This window comes from Streptococcus oralis (genome assembly GCF_016127915.1).
Classification (GTDB): domain Bacteria; phylum Bacillota; class Bacilli; order Lactobacillales; family Streptococcaceae; genus Streptococcus; species Streptococcus oralis_BO.
Map to the genome: position 1 here is coordinate 1,431,833 of NZ_CP066059.1, position 23,330 is coordinate 1,455,162.

Consider the following 23,330-nt stretch of genomic DNA (forward strand, 5'->3'; position numbering starts at 1 on the left):
CTCACTTCCCATTCTAATGGTCGTTTAGCATTTGTCAATAGCTTTTTAGCAAGAGACATATTTGTTGTTGTTTTTTCTTAAAATAGTAGAATAAGTAGCAAGCAGCTCCTCTTTTCCAACTCTCAATTCGACCATTTACTACTAAAAAACAGTTGAGAGTATTCCCAACTGTAAGTGTTTATTTCGGATGTCTTTTGGCAAAGTCGACAAAGTGAAATTTTTCTAATTTATGGCGACTTTCGGTGAACTGAAATTGGCGCCCGTCTTGGAGATAGACTTTTGACTTGATTGAAACGACATAAGGGTCTTTGCCAATGTCCATGAGAATCTTGTCTCGATCACCCGTGTGGTCAATGGTGATTTCCTTCTGAGCATAATCAATATGGAGTTTGAGGTCGTTCTCTATATACGAGTAGATAGACTGCTCAGCAATTTGGCGAGTGAGATTTGGGACCAGTTCCATATCCAGATAGTCCGTATCCAGAACGGATACTAGGTCATCCACCACACGCTGGCGGACCACCTTCCACACCATCCGAAACTCTGGAAAGCCGGTTATCAGTGAGGATTTTTTATCGATAATGATTTTATCCAGACTGACCACATTAGTCTTAGAGCGAAGTCCAAGTTCCTGGACCAGTTCTTGGTAGCTGGTTAGGTTGGAGACAGGGAAATTGACCGTTTCTTCTTTGACGACTTGAGAACCTTGTCCCCTTATCTTTTTGATTAATCCTTCTTCTTGGAGAAGGGACAGAGCTTTTCGGACGGTGTCACGGCTCACCTGATACTGATTCATGAGTTCGTGCTCGCTGGGGAGGAAATCCCCGACAGCGTATGTCTCGTTTTGAATGGTTTTTTGGATTTGCTTAAATAATTGTTGGTATTTCTTCATTTTGCTTCCTTAAATGAGTTTTGAGTATTATTCTATACACACTTGTATCTATTTTACCATACAAGTGCTAGAAAAATCACAAAAATATCCTCTTTTTTCAACAAACAAGTTGCCTACAAGTTTGGTATCGTTTACAATAGAACTATCAAGTCAAGCTTGCTTTGACAAGTATAAGGAGAATCAAATGGGAAAATTTGAACAAGAAGCCAAAGATCTGCTTCAGGCGATCGGAGGTAAGGAGAATGTCACTGCTGTCACCCACTGTGCGACGCGGATGCGCTTTGTTCTCGGTGACGAAAAGAAGGCCAATGTTAAGGCTATCGAGTCAATTCCAGCCGTCAAAGGGACCTTTACCAATGCCGGTCAATTTCAGGTGATTATTGGGAATGACGTGCCGATTTTTTATAATGATTTTACAGCTGTTTCAGGCATTGAGGGTGTTTCCAAAGAAGCAGCCAAATCTGCAGCTAAGAGCAATCAAAATGTACTTCAACGTATTATGACCACTCTAGCAGAAATCTTTACTCCGATTATTCCAGCCTTGATAGTTGGAGGATTGATCCTCGGTTTCCGTAATGTCTTGGAAGGTGTGCATTGGTCGATGTTGGATGGTAAGACCATCACAGAATCCTCTCAGTTTTGGTCAGGGGTTAATCACTTCCTCTGGTTGCCTGGTGAAGCTATCTTCCAGTTCTTACCAGTAGGGATTACCTGGTCTGTTTCTCGTAAGATGGGAACCAGTCAAATTTTGGGAATTGTTCTCGGGATCTGTTTGGTTTCGCCACAGTTGCTCAATGCCTATGCAGTTGCTTCTACTTCAACAGAAGAAATTGCAGCCAACTGGGTATGGAATTTTGGCTACTTTACTGTTAATCGTATTGGTTATCAAGCTCAAGTTATCCCAGCCTTGCTTGCAGGTTTGAGTCTGTCTTATCTTGAAATTTTCTGGCGCAAGCATATCCCAGAAGTCATTTCCATGATTCTTGTACCCTTCTTGTCATTGATTCCAGCCTTGATTTTGGCTCATACTGTCTTGGGACCAATCGGTTGGACAATTGGTCAAGGACTTTCAGCAGTTGTCTTGGCAGGTTTGACGGGTCCTGTTAAATGGCTCTTCGGTGCGATTTTTGGTGCTCTCTATGCTCCATTTGTCATCACAGGTCTTCACCATATGACCAATGCCATTGATACACAATTGATTGCGGATGCGGGCGGAACTGCCCTCTGGCCAATGATTGCTCTTTCTAATATTGCCCAAGGTTCTGCCGTATTTGCCTATTATTTCATGCATCGCCATGATGAGCGTGAGGCTCAGATTTCACTTCCTGCGACCATTTCAGCCTATCTCGGTGTTACAGAACCAGCCCTCTTTGGGGTCAATGTCAAATACATCTATCCATTTGTAGCTGGGATGATTGGTTCGGCCCTTGCAGGCATGTTGTCCGTTACTTTCAATGTAACGGCGGCTTCTATTGGTATCGGTGGTTTGCCAGGTATTCTTTCTATTCAACCTCAATACATGCTGCCATTTGCAGGAACCATGCTAGTTGCTATTGTTGTACCAATGCTCTTGACTTTCTTCTTCCGCAAAGTCGGTCTCTTTACAAAGACAGAGGATGATACAGCCTTACAGGCAGAATTCGTTGCCCAAGAAGAGGCAGAATTTGTCAGTCATGGACCAGTAACCCTTGCTCCGGTAGAAATTGTCAGCCCACTTGCTGGTCAAGTGAAAGAATTGAGTCAAGTGACAGACCCTGTTTTTGCATCAGGCGTCATGGGACAAGGTCTAGTCATTGAACCAAGCCAAGGTGAGTTGACTTCTCCAGTCAATGGGACAGTGACGGTTCTTTTCCCTACCAAGCATGCCATCGGTATTGTCTCTGACGAGGGGGTAGAATTGCTCATCCACATCGGTATGGATACAGTAGGTCTTGATGGCAAAGGTTTTGAAAGTTTTGTAGTCCAAGGAGACCACGTCACAGTTGGTCAGAAACTGATTCGTTTTGATATGGATGTCATTAAGGCTGCAGGTCTCGTGACAGAAACTCCAGTTATCATCACTAACCAAGATGCTTATACAGCGACTATCACTGGAACTTATCCAACAACTATCCAAGCTGGGGAATCTCTCATGGTCGCTACACGAATCTAATTAAAATAGCCCAAACAGGGAAGGAACACAGGTTCCTCCCTTTTATCGGAAAAGGAGAAACAGATGGTACTTGATAAAGGGAAAGTAGTCTATCAAATCTATCCAAAATCATACAAAGACACCACTGGAAATGGTATTGGGGATTTCCGTGGAATTATCGAAAAAATCCCCTATCTAGCCAAACTAGGTGTGGATATGGTCTGGCTCAATCCATTCTATCCAAGCCCCCAACGGGATAATGGTTACGATATTTCAGATTATATGGCAGTAGATCCCCTTTTTGGTGATATGGCTGATTTTGAGGAGATGGTGCGTGTCGGTAAGGAGCACAAGATTGACTTTATGCTGGATATGGTGCTCAATCATTGCTCGACAGAACACGAATGGTTTCAGAAAGCCCTAGCTGGCGACCAGTACTACCAAGACTTTTTCTTCATCCAAGACCAACCGACAGACTGGCAGTCTAAGTTTGGTGGCTCTGCCTGGGCGCCTTTCGGAGATACAGGGAAATATTATCTCCACCTCTTTGATGAGACCCAGGCTGACCTTAACTGGCGCAATCCCAATGTCCGCAAGAAGCTTTTCAAGGTTGTTAATTTCTGGCGAGACAAGGGAGTCAAAGGTTTCCGATTTGATGTGATCAATTTGATCGGCAAGGATGAGGTTTTAGCGGATTGCCCAGAAAATGAAGGAAAGCCAGCTTACACAGACAAGCCCATCGTTCATGACTATTTGCGCATGATGAACCAAGCCACTTTTGGATCAGATGATAGTTTTATGACAGTTGGAGAAATGTCCTCAACCACCATGGAAAACTGTGTCCTTTATTCGGCACCTGACCGTCAGGAATTATCCATGACCTTTAATTTCCATCATCTCAAGGTGGACTACAAGGATGGACAAAAGTGGACCTTGGCGCCCTTTGACTTTGAAGAGTTGAAAAGACTTTACCATAGCTGGGGCAAGGAGATGAGTGATAAAAATGGCTGGAGCGCCCTCTTTTGGAACAATCACGACCAACCACGAGCATTGAATCGTTTTGTCGATATTCAACATTTCCGCAATGAAGGTGCGACCATGCTGGCTGCCAGCATTCACCTTTCACGTGGGACACCTTATATCTACATGGGTGAGGAAATCGGAATGGTTGACCCAGACTATGATTCCATGGCTGATTATGTGGATGTCGAGTCCATCAATGCTTATCAGATGCTCTTGAAAGAAGGAAAAAGTGAGCAAGAAGCCTTCCAGATTATTCAGGCTAAGTCACGAGATAATTCACGCATTCCCATGCAGTGGGATGCTTCAGAAAATGCTGGTTTTACAAGAGGAACTCCTTGGTTGAAGGCAGGAAAATCCTACCCTCACATCAACGTAGAAAATGAAATCAAAGGTCCAATTTTCGCCTTCTACCAAAACTTGATTCGACTTCGTAAGGAAATGCCGATCATTTCAGAAGGGAGCTACAAACGAACCTTTGAAGATAGCAAGCAAGTCTACGCTTTTGAACGCCAGCATAAGGATGAAAAGTTACTAGTCCTCAATAACTTTTATGCCACAGAAGTAGAAATTGACTTGCCAGTAGCCTACCAAAATGGACAAATTTTGCTTTCTAACTATGAAACTACAGAAGTATCTGAAAAAATGGTACTCAAACCCTATCAAACACTGGCTATCTATGTAAAATAATACTCTTCGAAAATCTCTTCAAACCGCGTCAGCTCTATCTGCAACCTCAAAACAGTGTTTTGAGCAACCTGCGGCTAGCTTCCTAGTTTGCTCTTTGATTTTCATTGAGCATAAACGCAGCAAGGAGCTCTCTTTCATCGAAATGCAGGGCTCCTTTTTTGTCGCCTATTGCCCTTCTTGAAAGCGTAAAACAAACTAGTCAGGAAAGTCACTTTATGGTATAATATAGAAGACTCAAAAAGAAACAGGAGAAAAAGAATGGACTTACTTTTAGCAATTGTCTTGATTGTGCTAGCTTTTCTAGGAGGAGCTCTTGGAGGGATGTACTTGGTTCGTAAGCAAATCGAAAAAGAATTTGCAGACAACCCACGTTTGAACGCTGAGGCAGTTCGTGCTCTCTTGAGTGCAAATGGTCAAAAACCAAGCGAAGCCAAGGTACAACAAGTTTACCACCAAATCATCCGCCAACAAAAAGCAGCTCTTGCTAACAATAAAAAGAAATAAATAGGAAAAGTCTGGGATGAAAGTTCCAGACTTCTCACTATGTTCAATAGTTCTCAAGGATAAGACTTTTTCCTTGCATTCTATTGATATTTGATTATTATTAAGAGAGAGGCAGTTGCCATTCTATCAAGCTGTCGGTCAGTTCATTCAGGACAAAAAATCATGATGAACTATCAATGAGAAAAAGACTAGAAAGAAGACTGTATGGATAATCGACCAATTGGTTTTTTGGATTCGGGTGTCGGGGGCTTGACCGTTGTTCGTGAGCTCATGCGCCAGCTTCCCCATGAAGAAATCGTCTATATTGGAGATTCGGCACGGGCGCCCTATGGCCCCCGTCCTGCTGAGCAAATTCGTGAATATACTTGGCAGTTGGTCAACTTTCTCTTGACCAAGGATGTCAAGATGATTGTCATTGCTTGTAACACTGCGACTGCGGTCGTCTGGGAAGAGATCAAGGCTCAACTAGACATTCCTGTCCTAGGTGTGATTTTGCCAGGAGCTTCGGCAGCTATCAAGTCCAGTCAAGGTGGGAAAATCGGAGTAATTGGAACGCCCATGACGGTCCAATCAGATATCTACCGTCAAAAAATCCATGATTTGGATCCAGACTTACAGGTGGAAAGTTTGGCCTGTCCCAAGTTTGCTCCCTTGGTCGAGTCTGGTGCCTTATCAACCAGTGTCACCAAGAAAGTGGTTTATGAAACCCTGCGCCCCTTGGTTGGAAAGGTGGACAGCCTGATTCTAGGTTGTACCCACTATCCACTCCTTCGCCCTATCATCCAGAATGTCATGGGCCCTAAGGTTCAGCTCATCGATAGTGGGGCAGAGTGTGTACGGGACATCTCGGTTTTGCTGAACTATTTTGAAATCAACCGTAGCCGAGATGCGGGACCTCTTCAACATCGTTTTTACACAACAGCCAATAGCCAAAGTTTTGCCCAAATTGGAGCAGAATGGTTGGAAAAAGAGATTCATGTGGAGCATGTAACTTTATGACAAATAAAATTTATGAATACAAGGATGACCAGGACTGGTATGTCGGTGTCTGGGATGTCTATGGAGGCATCTATAGCCTTATCAAAGATCCTCTCGAGCTTGATTTTATGGATTTAGCGCGGATTTTTCGTGACGAGGAAAAGGGCTTTCCGATTACAATAACGGTGATGCGCTGGTCTTCTAACTTCCGACTGCTCTCCTTTATCGTTGAGATTTTAAATGCAGAAGCAGGCCGAAACTTGGAAGTCATCCAACGTCAGGGAGCCCTGCTCTTGGTTGAAAATGGCCAACTCTTGCATGTAGAATTGCCTAAAGAAGGTGTTGATGTAGAAGCCTTCTTTGAAACTAGTAAGGTTAGGGAAACCTTGTTGATTGCGACTCGCAACGAAGGCAAGACCAAGGAATTCCGAGCTATCTTTGACAAGTTAAGCTACGACGTGGAAAACCTCAATGACTATCCAGATCTTCCTGAAGTAGCTGAAACAGGCATGACTTTTGAAGAAAATGCCCGCCTCAAGGCAGAAACCATTTCTCAATTAACAGGCAAGATGGTGCTAGCAGATGATTCTGGTCTCAAAGTTGATGTCCTTGGTGGCTTGCCAGGTGTCTGGTCAGCGCGTTTTGCAGGTGTGGGGGCTACTGATCGTGAAAACAATGCCAAACTCTTGCACGAATTGGCCATGGTCTTTGAACTCAAGGACCGCTCAGCTCAATTCCATACAACCCTAGTCGTAGCTAGTCCAAACAGGGAAAGCTTGGTTGTTGAAGCTGACTGGCCAGGATATATCAACTTTGAACCCAAGGGTGAAAATGGATTTGGCTATGATCCCCTTTTCCTTGTGGGAGAGACAGGCAAGTCAGCAGCTGAATTAACCCTTGAAGAAAAAAATAGCCAATCTCACCGCGCCTTAGCCGTTAAGAAACTTTTGGAGGTATTTCCATCATGGCAAAGCAAACCATCATTGTAATGAGTGACTCTCATGGCGATAGCTTGATTGTGGAAGAAATTCGTAATCGCTATCTGGGGAAAGTCGATGCCATTTTTCACGATGGTGACTCTGAACTCCGTCCCGATTCTCCGCTCTGGGAGGGTATCCATGTCGTCAAAGGCAACATGGACTTTTATGCTGGCTACCCAGAACGTTTGGTGACTCAACTTGGTCCGACCAAGATCATCCAGACTCATGGACACTTATTTGATATCAATTTCAACTTTCAAAAGTTGGACTACTGGGCTCAGGAAGAAGATGCCGATATCTGTCTCTATGGTCATTTGCATGTGCCAAATGCTTGGATGGAAGGAAAGACTCTTTTTCTAAATCCAGGCTCCATCAGCCAACCACGAGGAACTATCAGAGAATGCCTCTATGCCCGTGTGGAGATTGATGACAGCTATTTCAAAGTAGACTTTTTGACACGTGATCATGAGATTTATCCAGGTTTGTCCAAGGAGTTCGCTCGATGATTGCTAAGGAATTTGAAGTATTTTTACTGGAGCAGGAAGAGACTTTTCTGACCCCTGCTGAGAATCTAGCAGCTTTGATTGATACCCACAATGCCGACCATGCGATTTTGGTGTTGAGCCAAATCACCTATACCCGTATTCCGGTTGTGACCTTTGACAAACGCTTTGTAGGAACCATTGGTCTGAGAGATATTTTGGCTTATCAAATGGAGCAAGGTTTGACAGATGAACAGATGGCAACGACAGATATCGTCAATATGACCAAGACGGATGTAGCAGTCGTCGCTCCAGACTATAACATCACAGAGGTCCTCCATAAACTGGTGGATGAACCCTTCTTGCCAGTCGTAGATGATGAAGGAATTTTCCAAGGAATCATCACGCGCAAGTCCATCCTCAAGGCAGTAAATGCCCTCTTGCATGACTTTAGTAAGGAATATGAGATTCGATGCAAATGAGAGATAGCATTTCAGCCTTTTTAGAGAAAAAGCAGGGTTTGTCTACCAATTCAAAGCAGTCTTATAGGTATGATCTGGAGCAATTTTTAGATATGGTAGGGGAGCGGGTCTCTGAGAGCAGTCTCAAGATTTACCAAGCCCAGCTAGCCAATCTAAAAATGAGCGCCCAGAAAAGGAAACTTTCGGCCTGTAACCAATTTCTCTACTTTCTCTATCAAATAGGAGAGGTGGACAGTTTTTATCGCTTGGAATTAGCCAAACAAGCTGAAAAGAAGACCGAAAAGCCAGAACTGTTAGACCTAGAGTCTTTTTGGCAGGAAAGTGACTATCCAGAGGGCCGCTTGCTAGCGCTCTTAATCCTAGAAATGGGACTCTTGCCAAGTGAGATTTTATCCCTCAAGATTGCGGATATCAATCTTGATTTTCAGGTGTTGAGAATCAACAAGGCTTCCCAACAGAGGATTGTTACCATTCCCACGACCTTGATTTCAGAATTGGAACCCTTGATGGGGCAGACCTATCTTTTTGAAAGGGGAGGGAAAGCCTATTCTCGTCAGTGGGCCTTTCGTCAGCTAGAATCTTTTGTCAAGGAGAAAGGTTTCCCAACCTTATCAGCCCAAGCCTTGCGGGAACAGTTCATTCTAAGACAAATAGAAAACAAGGTCGATTTGTACGAAATTGCAAAAAAATTAGGATTAAAAACAGTCCTGACCTTAGAAAAATATAGATAATGGATATTAAATTAAAAGATTTTGAAGGGCCCCTGGACCTGCTCTTGCACCTGGTTTCTAAGTACCAGATGGATATTTACGATGTGCCCATTACAGAAGTTATCGAACAGTATCTAGCCTATGTCTCAACTCTGCAGGCCATGCGTCTGGAAGTAACGGGCGAGTATATGGTTATGGCCAGTCAGCTGATGCTGATCAAGAGTCGCAAGCTCTTGCCAAAGGTAGCTGAAGTGACAGACTTGGAGGATGACCTGGAGCAGGATCTTCTCTCTCAAATCGAAGAATACCGCAAGTTCAAGCTCTTGGGTGAGCACTTGGAGGCCAAGCACCAAGATCGGGCTCAGTACTATTCCAAAGCGCCGACAGAGTTGATTTACGAAGATGCGGAGCTTGTACATGACAGGACGACCATTGACCTCTTTTTGGCTTTTTCAAATATTCTAGCCAAGAAAAAAGAGGAATTCGCTCAGAACCACACGACCATCCTGCGGGATGAGTATAAGATTGAGGATATGATGGGCATTGTAAAAGAGTCCTTGACTGGACGAGACCAGTTGCGTTTGCAGGATTTGTTCAAGGAAGCCCAGAATGTCCAAGAGGTCATTACCCTCTTTTTGGCAACCCTAGAGTTAATCAAAACCCAGGAACTGATCCTCGTGCAAGAGGAGAGTTTCGGAGATATCTATCTCATGGAAAAGAAGGAAGAAAGTCAAGAGGCACAAAGCTAGACTTGATAGAGAGGAAAGATGAGTACTTTAGCAGAAATAGAAGCGCTCTTGTTTGTAGCAGGTGAAGATGGGATTCGGGTCCGTCAGTTGGCTGAACTCCTCTCTCTGCCACCGACAGGCATCCAACAGAGTTTAGAAAAATTAGCCCAAAAGTATGAGAAAGACCAGGATTCGAGCTTGTCCCTGATCGAGACAGGTGGTGCTTACAGATTGGTCACCAAGCCTCAATTTGCAGAGATTTTGAAGGAATACTCCAAGGCGCCTATCAACCAGAGTTTGTCTCGGGCTGCTCTTGAGACCTTGTCCATCATTGCCTACAAGCAACCTATCACGCGGATAGAAATTGATGCTATTCGTGGGGTCAACTCGAGTGGAGCCTTGGCAAAGTTGCAGGCTTTTGAATTGATAAGAGAAGATGGGAAAAAAGAAGTTCTTGGGCGACCAAACCTCTATGTGACTACGGATTATTTCCTAGATTACATGGGGATTAACCATTTGGAAGAATTACCAGTGATTGATGAGCTTGAGATTCAAGCCCAAGAAAGCCAATTATTTGGTGAAAGGATAGAAGAAGATGAGAATCAATAAATATATTGCCCACGCAGGTGTGGCCAGTAGGAGAAAAGCAGAAGAACTAATCAAGCAAGGCTTGGTGACGGTTAACGGCCAAGTGGTGCGTGAACTCGCAACGACCATCAAGTCTGGAGATAAGGTCGAAGTGGAAGGTCAGCCCATCTACAACGAAGAAAAGGTTTACTATCTGCTTAACAAACCACGTGGAGTGATTTCCAGTGTGACAGATGACAAGGGCCGCAAGACTGTTGTGGACCTCTTGCCCAATGTTAAAGAACGCATTTACCCTGTGGGACGTTTGGACTGGGATACATCAGGGGTTTTGATTTTGACCAATGATGGGGACTTTACGGATGAGATGATTCACCCCCGTAATGAGATTGACAAGGTCTATGTTGCGCGTGTTAAAGGTGTGGCTAATAAGGACAATCTCCGCCCCTTGACCCGCGGTCTTGAGATTGATGGCAAGAAAACCAAGCCAGCTGTTTATGAAATTCTCAAAGTGGATCCAGTCAAAAATCGCTCAGTAGTGCAGTTGACTATCCATGAAGGACGTAATCATCAGGTTAAAAAGATGTTTGAAGCCGTCGGTCTTCAAGTGGATAAGTTGTCTCGGACACGTTTTGGACATCTGGACTTGACTGGTCTCCGTCCGGGAGAAGCCCGTCGACTTAACAAAAAAGAAATCAGCCAACTACACACTATGGCTGTAACCAAGAAATAATGAAACGAATCTTAATAGCGCCAGTACGCTTTTACCAACGTTTTATCTCACCGGCCTTTCCACCCTCTTGTCGCTTTGAGCCGACTTGTTCCAACTACATGATTCAGGCTATTGAAAAACATGGCTTCAAGGGTGTTCTGATGGGCTTTGCTCGGATTTTACGTTGCCACCCCTGGTCGCCAATAGGAAAAGATCCCGTCCCAGACCACTTTTCCCTCAGACGAAATCAAGAAGAAAAATAAACCCAACATCACCTGATGTTGGGTTTTCTTGTTTATTTCAAAGCTTTTTGTGCGTCTTCAATCATAAGTTTAGTTGATTCAAGTCCGCCACCACTTAGATACCAGAGGTCTGGTGTTAGTTGGATAATTTTTCCATTTTTAGCAGCAGGAGTTTCGGCGATGAGGGCATTTTCTAGGACGCCATCGTTGCTAGAGTTGTCCCCACCGATGGCAAGGGTACGGTTGATGACAAAGAGGATGTCAGGATTGATTTCTTTGACACTTTCAAAGCTGACTTCTTGTCCGTGGCGAGAGTCTTCAAATTGAGTGTCTGTTGGCTTGAATTTCAAGGTTTGGTACAAGAAAGAGAAACGAGATTGGGCACCAAAGGCAGCCATTTTTCCTTCATTGAGGAGGATAGCAAGGACTTTTTTGTCAGAACTTTCGTTTTTAGTAGCGACTTCCTGGATGCTCTTGTCTAGGTTGGCTAATTCTTCTTTGGCTTTCTGTGTACCAGTTTCGCCAAAGGCGCTTGCAAGAGATTCGATATTGGCCTTAGTAGAAGTCCAGTAGTCGTCCTTGCTTGCTTGGAAGAGCACAGTTGGAGCGATTTCTTTGAACTTGTCTACGAATTTTTGGGTACGTGGTGAAGCGATAATCAAATCCGGCTCAAGAGCAGCAATGGCTTCTAGGTCTGGCTCAACCATGGAACCCACATTGTTGACATTTCCTGCAAGATCTTTTAGGTAGGTCGGCACAGTTTTTGTAGGCATTCCGACGATATTCTTTTCAAAACCTAAAGCGCGAATAGTATCCGCAACACCGAGGTCAAAGGTCACAATCTTTTCAGGAACCTTTGAAAGTTTGACCTCATCTAGTGAACTTTTAATGGTTATCTCTGTTGGAGCAGAGCTACTTGTCTCTGTCTGGCTAGTGCTTGAGTTTGTATTTGTACTACATGCACCAAGTAGGAGCAAGAAGCTGGCCACTAGGGCAGTAAGATAAAGTTTAAGGGATGTTTTCATGATTTCTCCTTTTTAAAATGTGATAACGATGTAGGGAGTCTCTTAGATAGGCTTGTTAGCTAAGAGACAGAGGGTTCTCTAACATGAGTTCAGAATAGCTAGCTATAGATACAGATCTTTTTGCCATTGATATCCGCGAGCGTGATGGGAATCTCATAGAGTTGACTGAGCAGGTCAGCCTGCATGATTTGAGCAGTCGTTCCCTTGCAAAAGACTTGACCGTCCTTGAAGGCAACAATTTCATCCGCATATTGGCTAGCCATGTTGATATCGTGGAGGACGATGATAATGGTTTTGCCAAGTTCCTCTACCAGTCGCCGAAGGATCTGCATCGTGCTGACACTTTGCTTGATATCGAGATTATTGAGCGGTTCGTCTAGCAAGATAAAGTCTGTATCCTGGGCTAGTACCATAGCGATAAAAACACGTTGGAGCTGTCCGCCAGACAGACTATCGATGTAGCGGTCTTTTAAGTTTGTCAGTTCCAGATAGTCCAGAGTTTCTCGGATTTTTTCCCAGTCCTCTGCTCTCAGTCTACCTCGACTGTAGGGAAAACGTCCAAAGCTGACCAATTCTTCTACGGTCAATTTGGCTTGGTAATTAATCTTCTGCTTTAGGATAGTGAGTTCTTTGGCTAGTTCTTGCGAATTCCAGCTCTCGATTTCACGGCCTTTGATGCTGAGAATTCCCTGATCCTTCTTGGTCAGTCTGCTCATGATGGAGAGGAGAGTTGATTTTCCAGCACCATTTGGACCAATGAAGGCTGTCAGTTTCTGAGGACTGACTTCAAGCGAAATGTCTTGCAAAATATCCTGTTTTTGAATGGATTTGTCAATGTTTTCCAGTTTCACCGACGGGCCCTCCTGTATAGTAAGATAAAGAATAAGAGACCTCCAACGCTCTCAATAATCATGCTGATGCGAATTTCCAAAGCAAAGACTCGTTCAATGAGGGCTTGCCCCAAGGTCAAACTAATAAATCCAATCAGAATGGCCACGATAAAGAGCAACTTGTGCCGATAATCTTTGACAATCAGGTAGGTGAGATTGGCCAACATAAAGCCAAAGAAGGCCATAGGCCCTACCAAGGCAGTGGCCGTTGAGGTCAAAAGCACGATGCCCCAGAGGAGTTCTCTCTGTTCTTTTTCAACATTGAGCCCCAGTATCTGAGCCGTTTCTCTTTGTAAGTGCAAGACATCCAGAACGACTGCTTTTCGAAAGAAAAAGATTGTCAAGGCAAGGATGATCAGAGAACCGATGGCTAGGATGGAAGTGTTGAGATGCTGAAAGGAGGCAAAGAGACTGTTCTGCAGTTTATCGTATTCATTTGGATCCATCAGAACTTGGAGGAAGGTACTGATATTTCGAAAGAGACTTCCCAGGGCTAGGCAGATTAGCAGAATGAAAACCAAATTTTGCTTCATCAGCGTCTTCAAGTAACCTTGTAAGGCGAGAAAAAAGAGGGATTGAAGCAGAAGCAAGATTAGAAATTCTAAGACAGGAGACTTTCCAAGCTGTAGAAATTTGCTTTCAAATATCAGTAGCAGGGTTTGTAGCAAGACATAGAAGGATTCGATTCCCAAAATACTTGGCGTCAGAAAGCGATTTTCCGTCAGGGTTTGAAAACTAATGGTCGAAATCCCTGTCGCGATGGCTACCAAGAGATAAACGATGATTTTTTGGGAACGCAGCTTCCAGGCAAAGGCAGACAGGTTAGTGATGGGCCAAAAGTAGAGGAGACAAGCTCCGATGGCCAGAATAATGAGAAGGCAGAAGAGTTTGGTATGTTTGCTTTTAAACTGCATCTTTTTGTCCCCCTCTCCAGAGAAGTAGGATAAAGACGAGGCTACCGATGATTCCTAGTAGGAGACTGACAGACAGCTCATAGGGCCGAATCAAGACTCGAGAGAGGATATCGCAGGCCAGAACCAGATTGGCTCCGACCAGAGCGACCATGAGTTTGGTTTGGCTCAGATTATCTCCATAGCGCTTGCGGACAAGATTGGGAACGATGACTCCGAGAAAAGGCAAGGCACCTACAGTAATCATGGTGACACTTGTCGTTAGTGCCACTAGAAAGAGGGCCAGCTTTTCAAGTAGGGAGTAAGAAATCCCCAAACTCTCACTGGTTTCCTTGCCCAGATTCATGATGGTGAAGGTTTGGGATAATTTCCAAACGGCTATCAGGATGATGAGGCCTAAGAAGAGCCACTCATACTGATGGGTCTGAATCATGGAGAAGGAGCCCTGGGTCCAGGCCGTCATACTCTGAACCAGATTGAAACGATAGGCGATAACTTCTGTGACAGAACCGATAATCCCACTATAGATGATCCCGATCAAGGGCAACATCCACCTTTCCTTTACAGAAAAAATAGTCATAAAGGCCAGGAAGAAGAGGGTAAATAAGATGGATGAGCCAAAAGCAAAGAGCATCTTTTGGGTCAGACTTGCAGACGGAAAGACAAAGAGGCTTAACACCATTCCCAGTTTGGCGGCTTCAGTCGTTCCGACTGTACTCGGAGCAGCAAACTGATTTTGGGTAATGGTCTGTATGAGGAGTCCTGCCATGCTCATACTAGAGGCTGCAAGGAGAATACTGATGGTTCTTGGAAGACGCGATTCCTGAAAGAGAAGCCAAGTCTGCTGGTCAAAAGCAAAGAATTTTTCCCAAGAAAAATCACTGGTTCCAATGGTAATGGAGAGAAAGACTAGGAGTAGAAGTAAGCCCGTTAAAATATGAGAGAGTTTCATGCTCCGTCCTTTCATGTAGATTTGGTATAAAAATACCCTTGGAGATAATGTAACACGATTTTTTTAATCTGTCAATAAATTTTCTGACAATTTAATGTAAAAAGAAAGAAAAATTTCTGAAATTACATCTGCCCCTCTCTTTTATTGGAAAACTGAGTAAAAACCAATCTACCTTCCCACTATCCTTCTCCTATAAAAAGTGGTAAAATGGAGGACAGAAAGAAGGAACTGATATGACAACATTATTTTCAAAAATCAAAGAAGTAACAGAGCTTGCTGCGATCTCAGGTCATGAAGCGCCTGTACGGACTTATCTTCGTGAAAAGTTGACACCGCATGTGGATGAAGTAGTGACAGATGGCTTGGGTGGTATTTTCGGTATCAAGCATTCAGAAGCTACTGATGCACCACGCGTCTTGGTCGCTTCTCACATGGACGAAGTTGGTTTTATGGTCAGCGAGATTAAGCCAGATGGTACCTTCCGTGTCGTTGAAATCGGTGGCTGGAACCCTATGGTGGTCAGCAGCCAACGCTTTAAACTCTTTACGCGTGATGGTCGTGAAATTCCTGTGATCTCAGGTTCTGTTCCTCCACATTTGACTCGTGGAACAGGTGGACCAACCATGCCAGCTATTTCAGATATCATTTTTGATGGTGGGTTTGCAGACAAGGCTGAGGCAGAAAGTTTTGGCATTCGTCCTGGTGATACCATTGTCCCTGATAGTTCCGCTATCTTGACAGCCAATGAAAAAAATATCATCTCAAAAGCTTGGGACAACCGCTACGGTGTTCTCATGGTAAGCGAGCTAGCTGAAGCTTTATCAGGTCAAAAACTCGGAAATGAACTCTACCTTGGCTCGAACGTCCAAGAAGAAGTTGGTCTTCGTGGCGCTCATACTTCTACAACTAAGTTTGATCCAGAAGTTTTCCTAGCTGTTGACTGTTCACCTGCTGGTGATGTTTATGGTGGCCAAGGTAAGATTGGGGATGGAACCTTGATTCGCTTCTACGATCCAGGTCACTTGCTTCTCCCAGGTATGAAGGATTTCCTTTTGACAACGGCTGAAGAAGCGGGTATCAAGTACCAATACTACTGTGGAAAAGGTGGAACGGACGCTGGAGCAGCTCACCTGAAAAATGGTGGTGTCCCATCTACAACTATCGGTGTCTGCGCTCGTTATATCCACTCTCACCAAACTCTCTACGCGATGGATGACTTCCTAGAAGCCCAAGCTTTCTTGCAAGCCTTGGTGAAAAAATTGGACCGCTCAACGGTTGATTTGATTAAAAATTATTAAACATGAGGGAGGTGCCGGATGGCAGAACCAAACCTAGAAAGCCTTATAAAAGATCTCTATAACCATGCTCGTCAGGGTTTGAGTGAAGATTTAGTTGCTGCTCTCCTAGAGACTGCTAAAAAACTACCTACTACAAATGAGCAATTACTAGCAGTCCGTCTCTCAGGACTGGTCACCCGTGAATTGCTCATCAATCCCAAACACCCAGCACCTGAGTTGATCAACTTGGCGCGCTTTATCAAAAGAGAAGAAGCCAAGTATAGAGGCACTGCAGTTTCTGCTATCATGTTTGGAGAACTCTTTAAAATGCTTTGATTCCATTGTTAATCAAAGCATTTTTTTATATGTCAGAAAAGAAATTCTTGATGAGGAGACGAAAAAAGCCATCCCATTCAGGATAGCTTTTTGGTTATTAGATTTGTTCAGCGATGACCTTTTCAGCTAGGTTCATAGCATGGTCAGACACACGAGTGTAGTGGGAAATGATGTCGATAAAGTTGACTCCAGCTTGTGTAGAACACTCACCCTTGTTAAGGCGTTTGATGTGGGTCTTTCTGAGAACACGTTCCATATTGTTGATTTCTTTATGGCGTTCAATCAGACTTTGTGCTTTTTCAATATCATTGTTTTCTACACTATCAAGGGCATCTTTGATAAATGCAGTTGTTGCTTGATAAATCTCAGCTAATTCCTCCAAAGCAGCTTCAGAGAACTGAACATTCTTGCGTTGAAGATAGTCTGTTAGGTTGAGCAAGCCTTCTGCGTGGTCCCCAATCCGTTCCAAATCACGAGATGAATCAAGGATGTTAGTCAAGACTTCACTTTCCTTTTGACTCAAGGATTCGCTTGAGAGTCTGATGAGGTAACGAGTGAGTTTTTCATCGATGGTGTTGATGGCTTCCTCTGTCTTGTGCCCTTTTTCAGCTACCTTTTCATCCAAACCGATGATATAGGTATAAGAAAGGTCAAAAGCTTTGGATGCATAGTTCCCCAAGTGCAAGAGTTCTTTTTTGGCATTTCCTAGAGCGATAGAAGGAGATTGCTGGATAAGTTGCTCGTCGAGATAGAGGGGCTCGTACTTGACAACCTCGTCTTCACCAGGGATGAGCTTGGTTACAAAGTAGGCCAAGGCTCCGATGAATGGAAATTGTACAATGGTGTTACTTACGTTAAAGGCACCGTGAGAGAAGGCGATGGTCATCTCAGGTGAGAGGTGAAGGAGTGCCTGAAAGTACTCGATCATAGCAGTAAAGGGGCCTAATAGGATTAAGCAAAGAATAGTTCCTAAAACGTTAAAGGTAACGTGGGTTGCCGCAACGCGCTTTGCAGAGACATTGGCTCCAGCTGCCGCAATGATAACTGTTAGGGTTGTCCCGATATTATCTCCGAAAAGAACTGGTAGTGAACCTTTAAGGTCAAGGAACCCACCTGCATAGAGGCCTTGCAAAATCCCGATTGTAGCTGAGGAAGCCTGGATGAGGACGGTAATTACTGCACCAGCTACCACTCCTAAAATAGGATTTTGTCCCAAGGTTACCATATATTCCTTGAATTGTGGTAAATCTTTAAGCGGGCTCATACCGGCACTGATGAGGTTAAGAGCGTAGAAGATCCCCCCTACACCAAACAGGATGCGCCCGATATTGTTTGCTGTTCTGTTTTTTGTAAAGAAGAGAAACATAGTCCCAAGGAAAATCAAGGGTAAAGCATACTCACCCAGTTTGAAACCGATGATAAAGGAAGTAACGGTGGTTCCGATGTTGGCTCCCATGATAATTCCGATAGCCTGTCTAAGAGTGAGAAGACTAGCGCTGACCAGTCCGACCGTGATAACTGTAACCCCCGTACTTGACTGAATGAGGGCAGTCACGACGATTCCGACTAGAACGCCTAAAAAGGGATTGCTAGTGTACTTGTCAATGTAAAAACGAAGGCGATCTCCAGCAGCTTGTTGCAAACCGTCTCCCATGGTCTTGATACTGTATAAAAACAGTCCTAGACCTCCTAAAAAGTGAAATAAAATTTCCTGCCAATTAATGGACATTTCTTTTTCCTCCGGAAAATAATAACGGAATTTCTCCTATTCTATTTTAAAGGATAAAAGTAAATCTCACAAGTGTTTAGCTGAAATTTTCATAAGAAACAAGAACTTTCTTTTAAAATGAGAGATAGATTCCCTTTAAGATAGATGATTTATAGGATTGTGTCCAAATTTTATTGATTATTATCCTAGTTATAGTTTTTATGTTAAATAGATTGACATCGCTTTCATATAGGATAAAATGAAGATGATCCTGTTCTGGTGTCGTACACTGAGAACAGTTACTTTTTATCAAAAAGTAAAGCGCTTACTTTATATTTTATTAGGAGGATAAGATGAAAAATCTATTTTTTGAAAAACGTTGCCGTTACAGTATTCGTAAGCTGTCAATCGGGGCTTGTTCCTTGATGATTGGTTCAGCTCTATTCGCAAGTCCAGCTCTTGCCGAACAAGTCGCAGCCCCTGAAACAGCTGCAAATACGAGCGCCCAAGCTACAAGCGCTAGTGAAACAGCTAATCCAGATACTGCAGCTATCGAAAAACAATTATCGGAAACAGAGAACAAAGTAGCTGAGCAACCAATTTCAGAAAACACTCCAGCAATAGCCGATTTGGTCAATGAAAAAGAAGAGGCAAAACCCGCTCCGGCAGATAAAGCTGAAAAACCTGCTCAACCAACTGATAAAGAAGAAGTTAAACCAGAGGAAACGCCTCAAGTGGCTGAGAAGAAAGCCGACAAACCGACTCTAGCAGACGTTCCTAAAAATGAGGAAAAGAGTCTCCGACCAAAAGAAATCAAATTTGATACATGGGAAGATTTGTTGAAATGGGAACCGGGTGCGCGTGAGGATGATCCTATTAACCGTTCCTCAGTTGAACTCGCCAAGCGCCATAGAGGCCAGTTGGTTAATGAAAAAGCAAGCAGAAGAGCCAAGGTTCAAGCTCTAGCAAATACCAACTCGAAAGCTAAAGACCACGCTTCTGTCGGTGGTGAGGAATTCAAGGCCTATGCTTTTGACTACTGGCAATACTTGGATTCAATGGTCTTCTGGGAAGGTCTAGTTCCAACTCCAGATGTCATTGATGCCGGTCACCGCAACGGAGTTCCCGTTTATGGAACACTCTTTTTCAACTGGTCAAATAGCATTGCCGACCAAGAGAAATTTGCAGCTGCCTTGAAACAAGACGCAGATGGCACCTTCCCTATCGCACGGAAACTTGTCGATCTTGCTAAGTACTATGGCTTTGATGGCTATTTCATTAATCAGGAAACAACGGGAGAATTGGTAGCACCTCTTGGTGAAAAAATGCGCCAATTCATGCTCTATACAAAAGAATACGCAGCCAAAGTCAACCACCCGATCAAGTATGCTTGGTACGATGCCATGACCTACAAATACGGTCGTTACCACGAAGATGGTCTAGGTGATTACAACTACCAGTTCATGCAAAAAGAAGGTGACAAAGTCCCTGCAGATCAATTTTTTGCCAATTTCAACTGGAACAAGGAAAAGAATGACCACTCCGTAGAGATGGCCAAATGGCTAGAGCGTAGTCAATATGATGTCTTTGCAGGCTTGGAATTGCAACAAGGTGGTTCTTATAAGACCAAAGTCAAATGGGATGCCCTCTTAGATGAAAAAGGTAAGTTGCGTTTGTCGTTAGGACTTTTTGCACCAGATACGATTACCAGTCTAGGAAAAACAGGCGAAGACTACCACAAGAATGAAGACATCTTCTTTACAGGTTACCAAGGAGATCCAACGGCTCAAAAACCAGCAGATAAAGAGTGGTATGGGATTGCCAATTTAGTTGCTGATCGTACACCGGCAGTAGGCCGAACCTTCACGACCTCCTTTAATACAGGTCATGGTAGAAAATGGTTTGTAGACGGTAAAGTTTCTAAGGATTCTGAGTGGAACTACCGTTCGGTTTCAGGTGTCTTGCCAACATGGCGCTGGTGGCAGACTTCGACGGGGGAAAAACTTCGTGCAGAATACGACTTTACAGATGCCTACAATGGTGGGAACTCCCTTAAATTCTCAGGTGATGTAGCTGGTAAGACGGACCAGGATGTGAATTTGTATTCTACCAAACTAGAAGTAACTGAGAAAACCAAACTTCGTGTTGCCCACAAGGGAGGAAAAGGCTCTAAAGTTTATATGGCCTTCTCTACAACTCCAGACTACAAATTTGAGGGTGCAGCTGCATGGAAAGAACTGACTCTCTCTGATGACTGGAAGAATGAAGAATTTGACCTTAGCTCACTAGCTGGAAAAACCATCTATGCAGTCAAACTCTTCTTTGAGCATGAAGGAGCTGTAAAAGATTATCAGTTTAACCTAGGTCAATTGACAATTTCGGATAATCACCAAGCACCACAGGCACCGACGGGGCTATCTGTAGTGAAACAATCTCTCAAGAATGCCCAAGAAGCTGAAGCAGTGGTCCAATTTGCTGGTAACCAAGATGCAGATTTCTATGAAGTCTACGAAAAAGATGGAGATAACTGGCGTTTGTTGACAGGATCATCTGCTTCAACCATCTACTTGCCAAAAGTTAGCCGTTCTGCTAATGCGACTGGTAGGACTCAGGAACTGAAAGTCGTTGCAGTTGGTAAAAATGGCCTCCGTTCCGAAGCTGCGACGGCATCCTTTAACTGGGGGATGACAGTTCAGGATACAACTCTCCCAAGACCTTTGGCTGAAAATATTGTTCCAGGGGCAACGGTTATTGGTAGCACTTTCCCAAATACTGAAGGTGGAGAAGGTATTGAAGGTATGCTGAACGGTACCATTACTAGCTTGTCAGATAAGTGGTCTTCAGCTCAGTTGAGCGGTAGTGTGGATATTCGTTTGACCCAACCACGTCGTGTTGTCAGATGGGTCATGGATCATGCGGGAGCTGGTGGTGAGTCTGTCAACGATGGTTTGATGAACACCAAGGACTTTGACCTTTATTACAAGGATACAGATGGTGAGTGGAAACTAGCTAAGGAAGTCCGTGGCAACAAAGCACACGTGACAGATATCACTCTTGACAAACCAATCACTGCTCAAGACTGGCGTCTAAAAGTTATCACTTCAGATAACGGGACACCTTGGAAGGCCATTCGTATCTACAACTGGAAGATGTACGAAACCTTGGATACAGAAAGCCAAAATATTCCAATGGCTAAGGTAGCTACCCGTTCACTTGGAAACCATCAAGTTCAACTAGGCTTCTCTGATGTTCCAGCGGGTGCAACTATCACCGTTTACGACAAGGCAGATTCACAAACACCAATTGCAACCTTGAAGTCTGAAACTGGAGGCGACTTGGCAACAGCACCATTGGGATTTGACAAGCAACCAACTCTCCTCTACTATCGTACCCAACTACCTGGCAAAGAAATCAGTAACACCTTGGCAGTAGCGATTCCGCAGGATGAGAGAAAAATTGCTGCAGTTAGCCTTGAAAAAGGACCTAAGAAGATAGTTTACAAAGAGGGAGAAAATCTCGACCTCAGAGGCGGAACCCTCCGTGTTCAGTACGAAGGGGGACAAGCTGATGAGCTGATTAACCTTACTCACTCAGGTGTGACAGTATCTGGCTACGACGCTCATCAAAAAGGGGAACAAAAGCTCACAGTTAGCTATCTTGGACTTCCAGTTACTGGTGACTTAAAGGTACAAGTGACAGGACAAGATGAAGTAAAACCAAAAGAAGTAGCGGGCTTGTATATTACTAAGAAACCAAAAACAGACTATCTAGTAGGAGATCAACTGGATCTCTCTGAAGGTCGCTTTGGTGTTCTCTATGATGATGAGACGGAAGAAAGTCATACCTTTACGGACCAAGGTGTTGAAATCACGGGCTATGATGCTCAGAAGACTGGACGACAAACCTTGACCTTGCATTACAAGGGACACACTGCTGAGTTCGATGTCTTGGTTTCTCCAAAGGCTGCAGTCAATGATGAGTACCTCAAACAAGAAATCACTGCTGCCCAAGGCCGTCAGTCAACCCTTGCCTACACCTTCTCAAGCGAGGACAAACAAGCAGCACTAGTAGAAAAACTAAATGCTGCCAAGGCAGTTGCAGAAAACCATGATGCCAGTCAAGAAGAAGTCAACAAAGCCTTGAATGAATTGAAACAAGCTGGAGCGGACTTGGATGGAAATCAACGTTATCAAACTGCTAGAGAAGAATTGGAAGGCTTGCTCGAATCCCTTCGTGAAAAAGATCCTAAAGCCGAGTTGATTGAACAAGCAGAAACTTTGTTGGCTTCAGAGATGCCAACTCCACAAGCTTTTGCGGAAATGAAAGAAAAGTTGAATAAGAAACTAGCACCTGCAGAAGAAAGCCATCATGTTGGAAGCATGGATCCAAATGAACTGGCTCCAACGGTTGAAGCTCTCCCTGAACTAGTTATTGAAACTGAAACAACAGCCTTTGAACGTCAGGAGCGACCAAACGCCAAACTTCTCAAAGGACAACGCCAGCTAATTCAAGCAGGAGCGGAAGGCCAAGTTCGTCGTCTAGTAGAAGTAGATGTCCAAGGCAATCGTACCCTTCGTTCGACAGAAGTTGTCAAGGAAGCTCTTCCAGAAATTGTTGAAGTTGGAACAAAAGTTCTGTCCAGCAATCAACCAGCTGAGGGAGTAAAAGACCTAGTTTTAGAAATTCCGAAACTAGAAATTGAAGAGGATACAGTGGCCTTCGATCTTCAAGAGCGACCGAATGCAGCCCTTCTCACAGGACAACGCCGTGTTGTGCAAGCAGGAGTTGAAGGCCAAGTTCGTCGCTTTGTAGAAGTTGATGGTCAGGGCAAACGCACCCTTCGTTCAACTGAGGTTCTCAAGGAAGCTCTTCCAGAAATTGTTGAAGTAGGAACGAAAGAGGAGCAAGTCTCACAAACAAGGGATCAAGCGCTTTCAGCAGCACCAGCGAAAGTTGAAAAAGCAAGTAAAGCACTTCCAAATACGGGAGCGACAAGAGATGCTAGTCTAGTAGCGCTGGGACTCCTCGGACTAATGAGTGGCTACGGCTTGCTCTCTAGAAAGGGGAGAGAAGACTAACCAGATTTGCGAATCTT

Annotated in this window: 21 protein-coding genes; 15 read left to right on the forward strand and 6 right to left on the reverse strand. The window is 44.0% G+C overall.

Annotated features, from left to right (window positions below):
- Window positions 1-178: 178 nt before the first annotated feature.
- A complete protein-coding gene (gene treR / locus I6H78_RS06925; protein WP_198459217.1) occupies window positions 179-892 on the reverse strand; it encodes a trehalose operon repressor in 714 nt (237 codons plus the stop codon).
- 184 nt (window positions 893-1,076) lie between these two features.
- On the opposite strand from treR, the gene treP reads away from it, so the two are divergent.
- From treP to yidD, 12 genes are all read left to right on the forward strand, one after another.
- A complete protein-coding gene (treP, locus tag I6H78_RS06930) occupies window positions 1,077-3,044 on the forward strand; it encodes a PTS system trehalose-specific EIIBC component (RefSeq protein ID WP_198459218.1) in 1,968 nt (655 codons plus the stop codon).
- 63 nt (window positions 3,045-3,107) lie between these two features.
- Window positions 3,108-4,733: an alpha,alpha-phosphotrehalase gene (treC, locus tag I6H78_RS06935; protein WP_198459219.1), complete on the forward strand. Its 1,626-nt coding sequence runs from the start codon at window positions 3,108-3,110 to the stop codon at window positions 4,731-4,733.
- 258 nt (window positions 4,734-4,991) lie between these two features.
- Window positions 4,992-5,237, forward strand: coding sequence for a YneF family protein (locus I6H78_RS06940; RefSeq protein WP_000364986.1), 246 nt, complete (start codon window positions 4,992-4,994; stop codon window positions 5,235-5,237).
- A 204-nt stretch (window positions 5,238-5,441) separates the two neighbouring features.
- Window positions 5,442-6,236: a glutamate racemase gene (gene racE / locus I6H78_RS06945; protein ID WP_000370379.1), complete on the forward strand. Its 795-nt coding sequence runs from the start codon at window positions 5,442-5,444 to the stop codon at window positions 6,234-6,236.
- Window positions 6,233-7,204, forward strand: coding sequence for a nucleoside-triphosphate diphosphatase (locus I6H78_RS06950; RefSeq protein ID WP_198459220.1), 972 nt, complete (start codon window positions 6,233-6,235; stop codon window positions 7,202-7,204). Before racE ends, I6H78_RS06950 begins: the two co-directional genes overlap by 4 nt.
- A complete protein-coding gene (locus tag I6H78_RS06955; protein ID WP_001118958.1) occupies window positions 7,180-7,701 on the forward strand; it encodes a metallophosphoesterase in 522 nt (173 codons plus the stop codon). Before I6H78_RS06950 ends, I6H78_RS06955 begins: the two co-directional genes overlap by 25 nt.
- Entirely contained in the window at window positions 7,698-8,159 is a 462-nt protein-coding gene (cbpB, locus tag I6H78_RS06960; RefSeq protein WP_198459221.1) for a cyclic-di-AMP-binding protein CbpB, read from the forward strand. The genes I6H78_RS06955 and cbpB overlap by 4 nt, the downstream gene beginning before the upstream one ends.
- On the forward strand, window positions 8,156-8,890 hold the full coding sequence (gene xerD / locus I6H78_RS06965; protein ID WP_332836291.1) for a site-specific tyrosine recombinase XerD: 735 nt from the start codon (window positions 8,156-8,158) through the stop codon (window positions 8,888-8,890). Before cbpB ends, xerD begins: the two co-directional genes overlap by 4 nt.
- A complete protein-coding gene (locus I6H78_RS06970) occupies window positions 8,890-9,618 on the forward strand; it encodes a segregation/condensation protein A (protein WP_000351891.1) in 729 nt (242 codons plus the stop codon). The genes xerD and I6H78_RS06970 overlap by 1 nt, the downstream gene beginning before the upstream one ends.
- Before the next feature lie 18 nt (window positions 9,619-9,636).
- Window positions 9,637-10,206, forward strand: a complete 570-nt coding sequence (gene scpB / locus I6H78_RS06975; RefSeq protein ID WP_198459223.1) for an SMC-Scp complex subunit ScpB — start codon at window positions 9,637-9,639, stop codon at window positions 10,204-10,206.
- Window positions 10,193-10,915, forward strand: coding sequence for a pseudouridine synthase (locus I6H78_RS06980; RefSeq protein ID WP_007519228.1), 723 nt, complete (start codon window positions 10,193-10,195; stop codon window positions 10,913-10,915). The genes scpB and I6H78_RS06980 overlap by 14 nt, the downstream gene beginning before the upstream one ends.
- Entirely contained in the window at window positions 10,915-11,157 is a 243-nt protein-coding gene (yidD, locus tag I6H78_RS06985; RefSeq protein WP_198459224.1) for a membrane protein insertion efficiency factor YidD, read from the forward strand. The genes I6H78_RS06980 and yidD overlap by 1 nt, the downstream gene beginning before the upstream one ends.
- A 32-nt stretch (window positions 11,158-11,189) precedes the next feature.
- On the opposite strand, the gene I6H78_RS06990 is transcribed toward yidD, so the two are convergent.
- The 4 genes from I6H78_RS06990 to I6H78_RS07005 form a co-directional block, all read right to left on the reverse strand.
- The gene (locus tag I6H78_RS06990) at window positions 11,190-12,161 is read right to left on the reverse strand and encodes a siderophore ABC transporter substrate-binding protein (protein WP_198459225.1); all 972 of its coding nucleotides are present in this window, start codon (window positions 12,159-12,161) and stop codon (window positions 11,190-11,192) included.
- Between the two features lie 98 nt (window positions 12,162-12,259).
- On the reverse strand, window positions 12,260-13,012 hold the full coding sequence (locus tag I6H78_RS06995; protein ID WP_198459226.1) for an iron ABC transporter ATP-binding protein: 753 nt from the start codon (window positions 13,010-13,012) through the stop codon (window positions 12,260-12,262).
- Complete coding sequence (locus I6H78_RS07000; RefSeq protein ID WP_198459227.1) at window positions 13,009-13,965, reverse strand: iron chelate uptake ABC transporter family permease subunit; 957 nt, start codon at window positions 13,963-13,965, stop codon at window positions 13,009-13,011. The genes I6H78_RS06995 and I6H78_RS07000 overlap by 4 nt, the downstream gene beginning before the upstream one ends.
- Window positions 13,955-14,914, reverse strand: coding sequence for an ABC transporter permease (locus tag I6H78_RS07005; protein WP_198459228.1), 960 nt, complete (start codon window positions 14,912-14,914; stop codon window positions 13,955-13,957). The genes I6H78_RS07000 and I6H78_RS07005 overlap by 11 nt, the downstream gene beginning before the upstream one ends.
- A gap of 233 nt (window positions 14,915-15,147) precedes the next feature.
- On the opposite strand from I6H78_RS07005, the gene pepA reads away from it, so the two are divergent.
- Together pepA and I6H78_RS07015 are read left to right on the forward strand one after the other, a co-directional pair.
- A complete protein-coding gene (gene pepA / locus I6H78_RS07010; protein WP_125384840.1) occupies window positions 15,148-16,212 on the forward strand; it encodes a glutamyl aminopeptidase in 1,065 nt (354 codons plus the stop codon).
- A gap of 18 nt (window positions 16,213-16,230) precedes the next feature.
- A complete protein-coding gene (locus I6H78_RS07015) occupies window positions 16,231-16,527 on the forward strand; it encodes an enterocin immunity protein (protein ID WP_033583388.1) in 297 nt (98 codons plus the stop codon).
- A 97-nt stretch (window positions 16,528-16,624) separates the two neighbouring features.
- Here I6H78_RS07015 and I6H78_RS07020 read toward each other — a convergent pair whose 3' ends face one another.
- Window positions 16,625-18,256, reverse strand: coding sequence for a Na/Pi cotransporter family protein (locus I6H78_RS07020; RefSeq protein WP_198459229.1), 1,632 nt, complete (start codon window positions 18,254-18,256; stop codon window positions 16,625-16,627).
- A gap of 332 nt (window positions 18,257-18,588) precedes the next feature.
- Between I6H78_RS07020 and I6H78_RS07025 the strand changes: the two genes are divergently transcribed.
- Window positions 18,589-23,313, forward strand: a complete 4,725-nt coding sequence (locus I6H78_RS07025) for an endo-beta-N-acetylglucosaminidase (protein WP_198459230.1) — start codon at window positions 18,589-18,591, stop codon at window positions 23,311-23,313.
- Window positions 23,314-23,330 lie beyond the last annotated feature (17 nt).

Coding starts and splice junctions, on each gene's coding strand:
- racE (WP_000370379.1), top strand. CDS start 5,442: ATGGATAATCGACCAATTGGTTTTTTGGATTCGGGTGTCGGGGGCTTG.
- I6H78_RS07000 (WP_198459227.1), bottom strand. CDS start 13,965: ATGCAGTTTAAAAGCAAACATACCAAACTCTTCTGCCTTCTCATTATT.
- cbpB (WP_198459221.1), top strand. CDS start 7,698: ATGATTGCTAAGGAATTTGAAGTATTTTTACTGGAGCAGGAAGAGACT.
- pepA (WP_125384840.1), top strand. CDS start 15,148: ATGACAACATTATTTTCAAAAATCAAAGAAGTAACAGAGCTTGCTGCG.
- I6H78_RS06940 (WP_000364986.1), top strand. CDS start 4,992: ATGGACTTACTTTTAGCAATTGTCTTGATTGTGCTAGCTTTTCTAGGA.
- I6H78_RS07005 (WP_198459228.1), bottom strand. CDS start 14,914: ATGAAACTCTCTCATATTTTAACGGGCTTACTTCTACTCCTAGTCTTT.
- I6H78_RS06950 (WP_198459220.1), top strand. CDS start 6,233: ATGACAAATAAAATTTATGAATACAAGGATGACCAGGACTGGTATGTC.
- I6H78_RS07020 (WP_198459229.1), bottom strand. CDS start 18,256: ATGTCCATTAATTGGCAGGAAATTTTATTTCACTTTTTAGGAGGTCTA.
- treC (WP_198459219.1), top strand. CDS start 3,108: ATGGTACTTGATAAAGGGAAAGTAGTCTATCAAATCTATCCAAAATCA.
- treP (WP_198459218.1), top strand. CDS start 1,077: ATGGGAAAATTTGAACAAGAAGCCAAAGATCTGCTTCAGGCGATCGGA.
- I6H78_RS06970 (WP_000351891.1), top strand. CDS start 8,890: ATGGATATTAAATTAAAAGATTTTGAAGGGCCCCTGGACCTGCTCTTG.
- yidD (WP_198459224.1), top strand. CDS start 10,915: ATGAAACGAATCTTAATAGCGCCAGTACGCTTTTACCAACGTTTTATC.
- I6H78_RS07015 (WP_033583388.1), top strand. CDS start 16,231: ATGGCAGAACCAAACCTAGAAAGCCTTATAAAAGATCTCTATAACCAT.
- I6H78_RS06980 (WP_007519228.1), top strand. CDS start 10,193: ATGAGAATCAATAAATATATTGCCCACGCAGGTGTGGCCAGTAGGAGA.
- scpB (WP_198459223.1), top strand. CDS start 9,637: ATGAGTACTTTAGCAGAAATAGAAGCGCTCTTGTTTGTAGCAGGTGAA.
- treR (WP_198459217.1), bottom strand. CDS start 892: ATGAAGAAATACCAACAATTATTTAAGCAAATCCAAAAAACCATTCAA.
- I6H78_RS07025 (WP_198459230.1), top strand. CDS start 18,589: ATGAAAAATCTATTTTTTGAAAAACGTTGCCGTTACAGTATTCGTAAG.
- I6H78_RS06990 (WP_198459225.1), bottom strand. CDS start 12,161: ATGAAAACATCCCTTAAACTTTATCTTACTGCCCTAGTGGCCAGCTTC.
- I6H78_RS06955 (WP_001118958.1), top strand. CDS start 7,180: ATGGCAAAGCAAACCATCATTGTAATGAGTGACTCTCATGGCGATAGC.
- xerD (WP_332836291.1), top strand. CDS start 8,156: ATGAGAGATAGCATTTCAGCCTTTTTAGAGAAAAAGCAGGGTTTGTCT.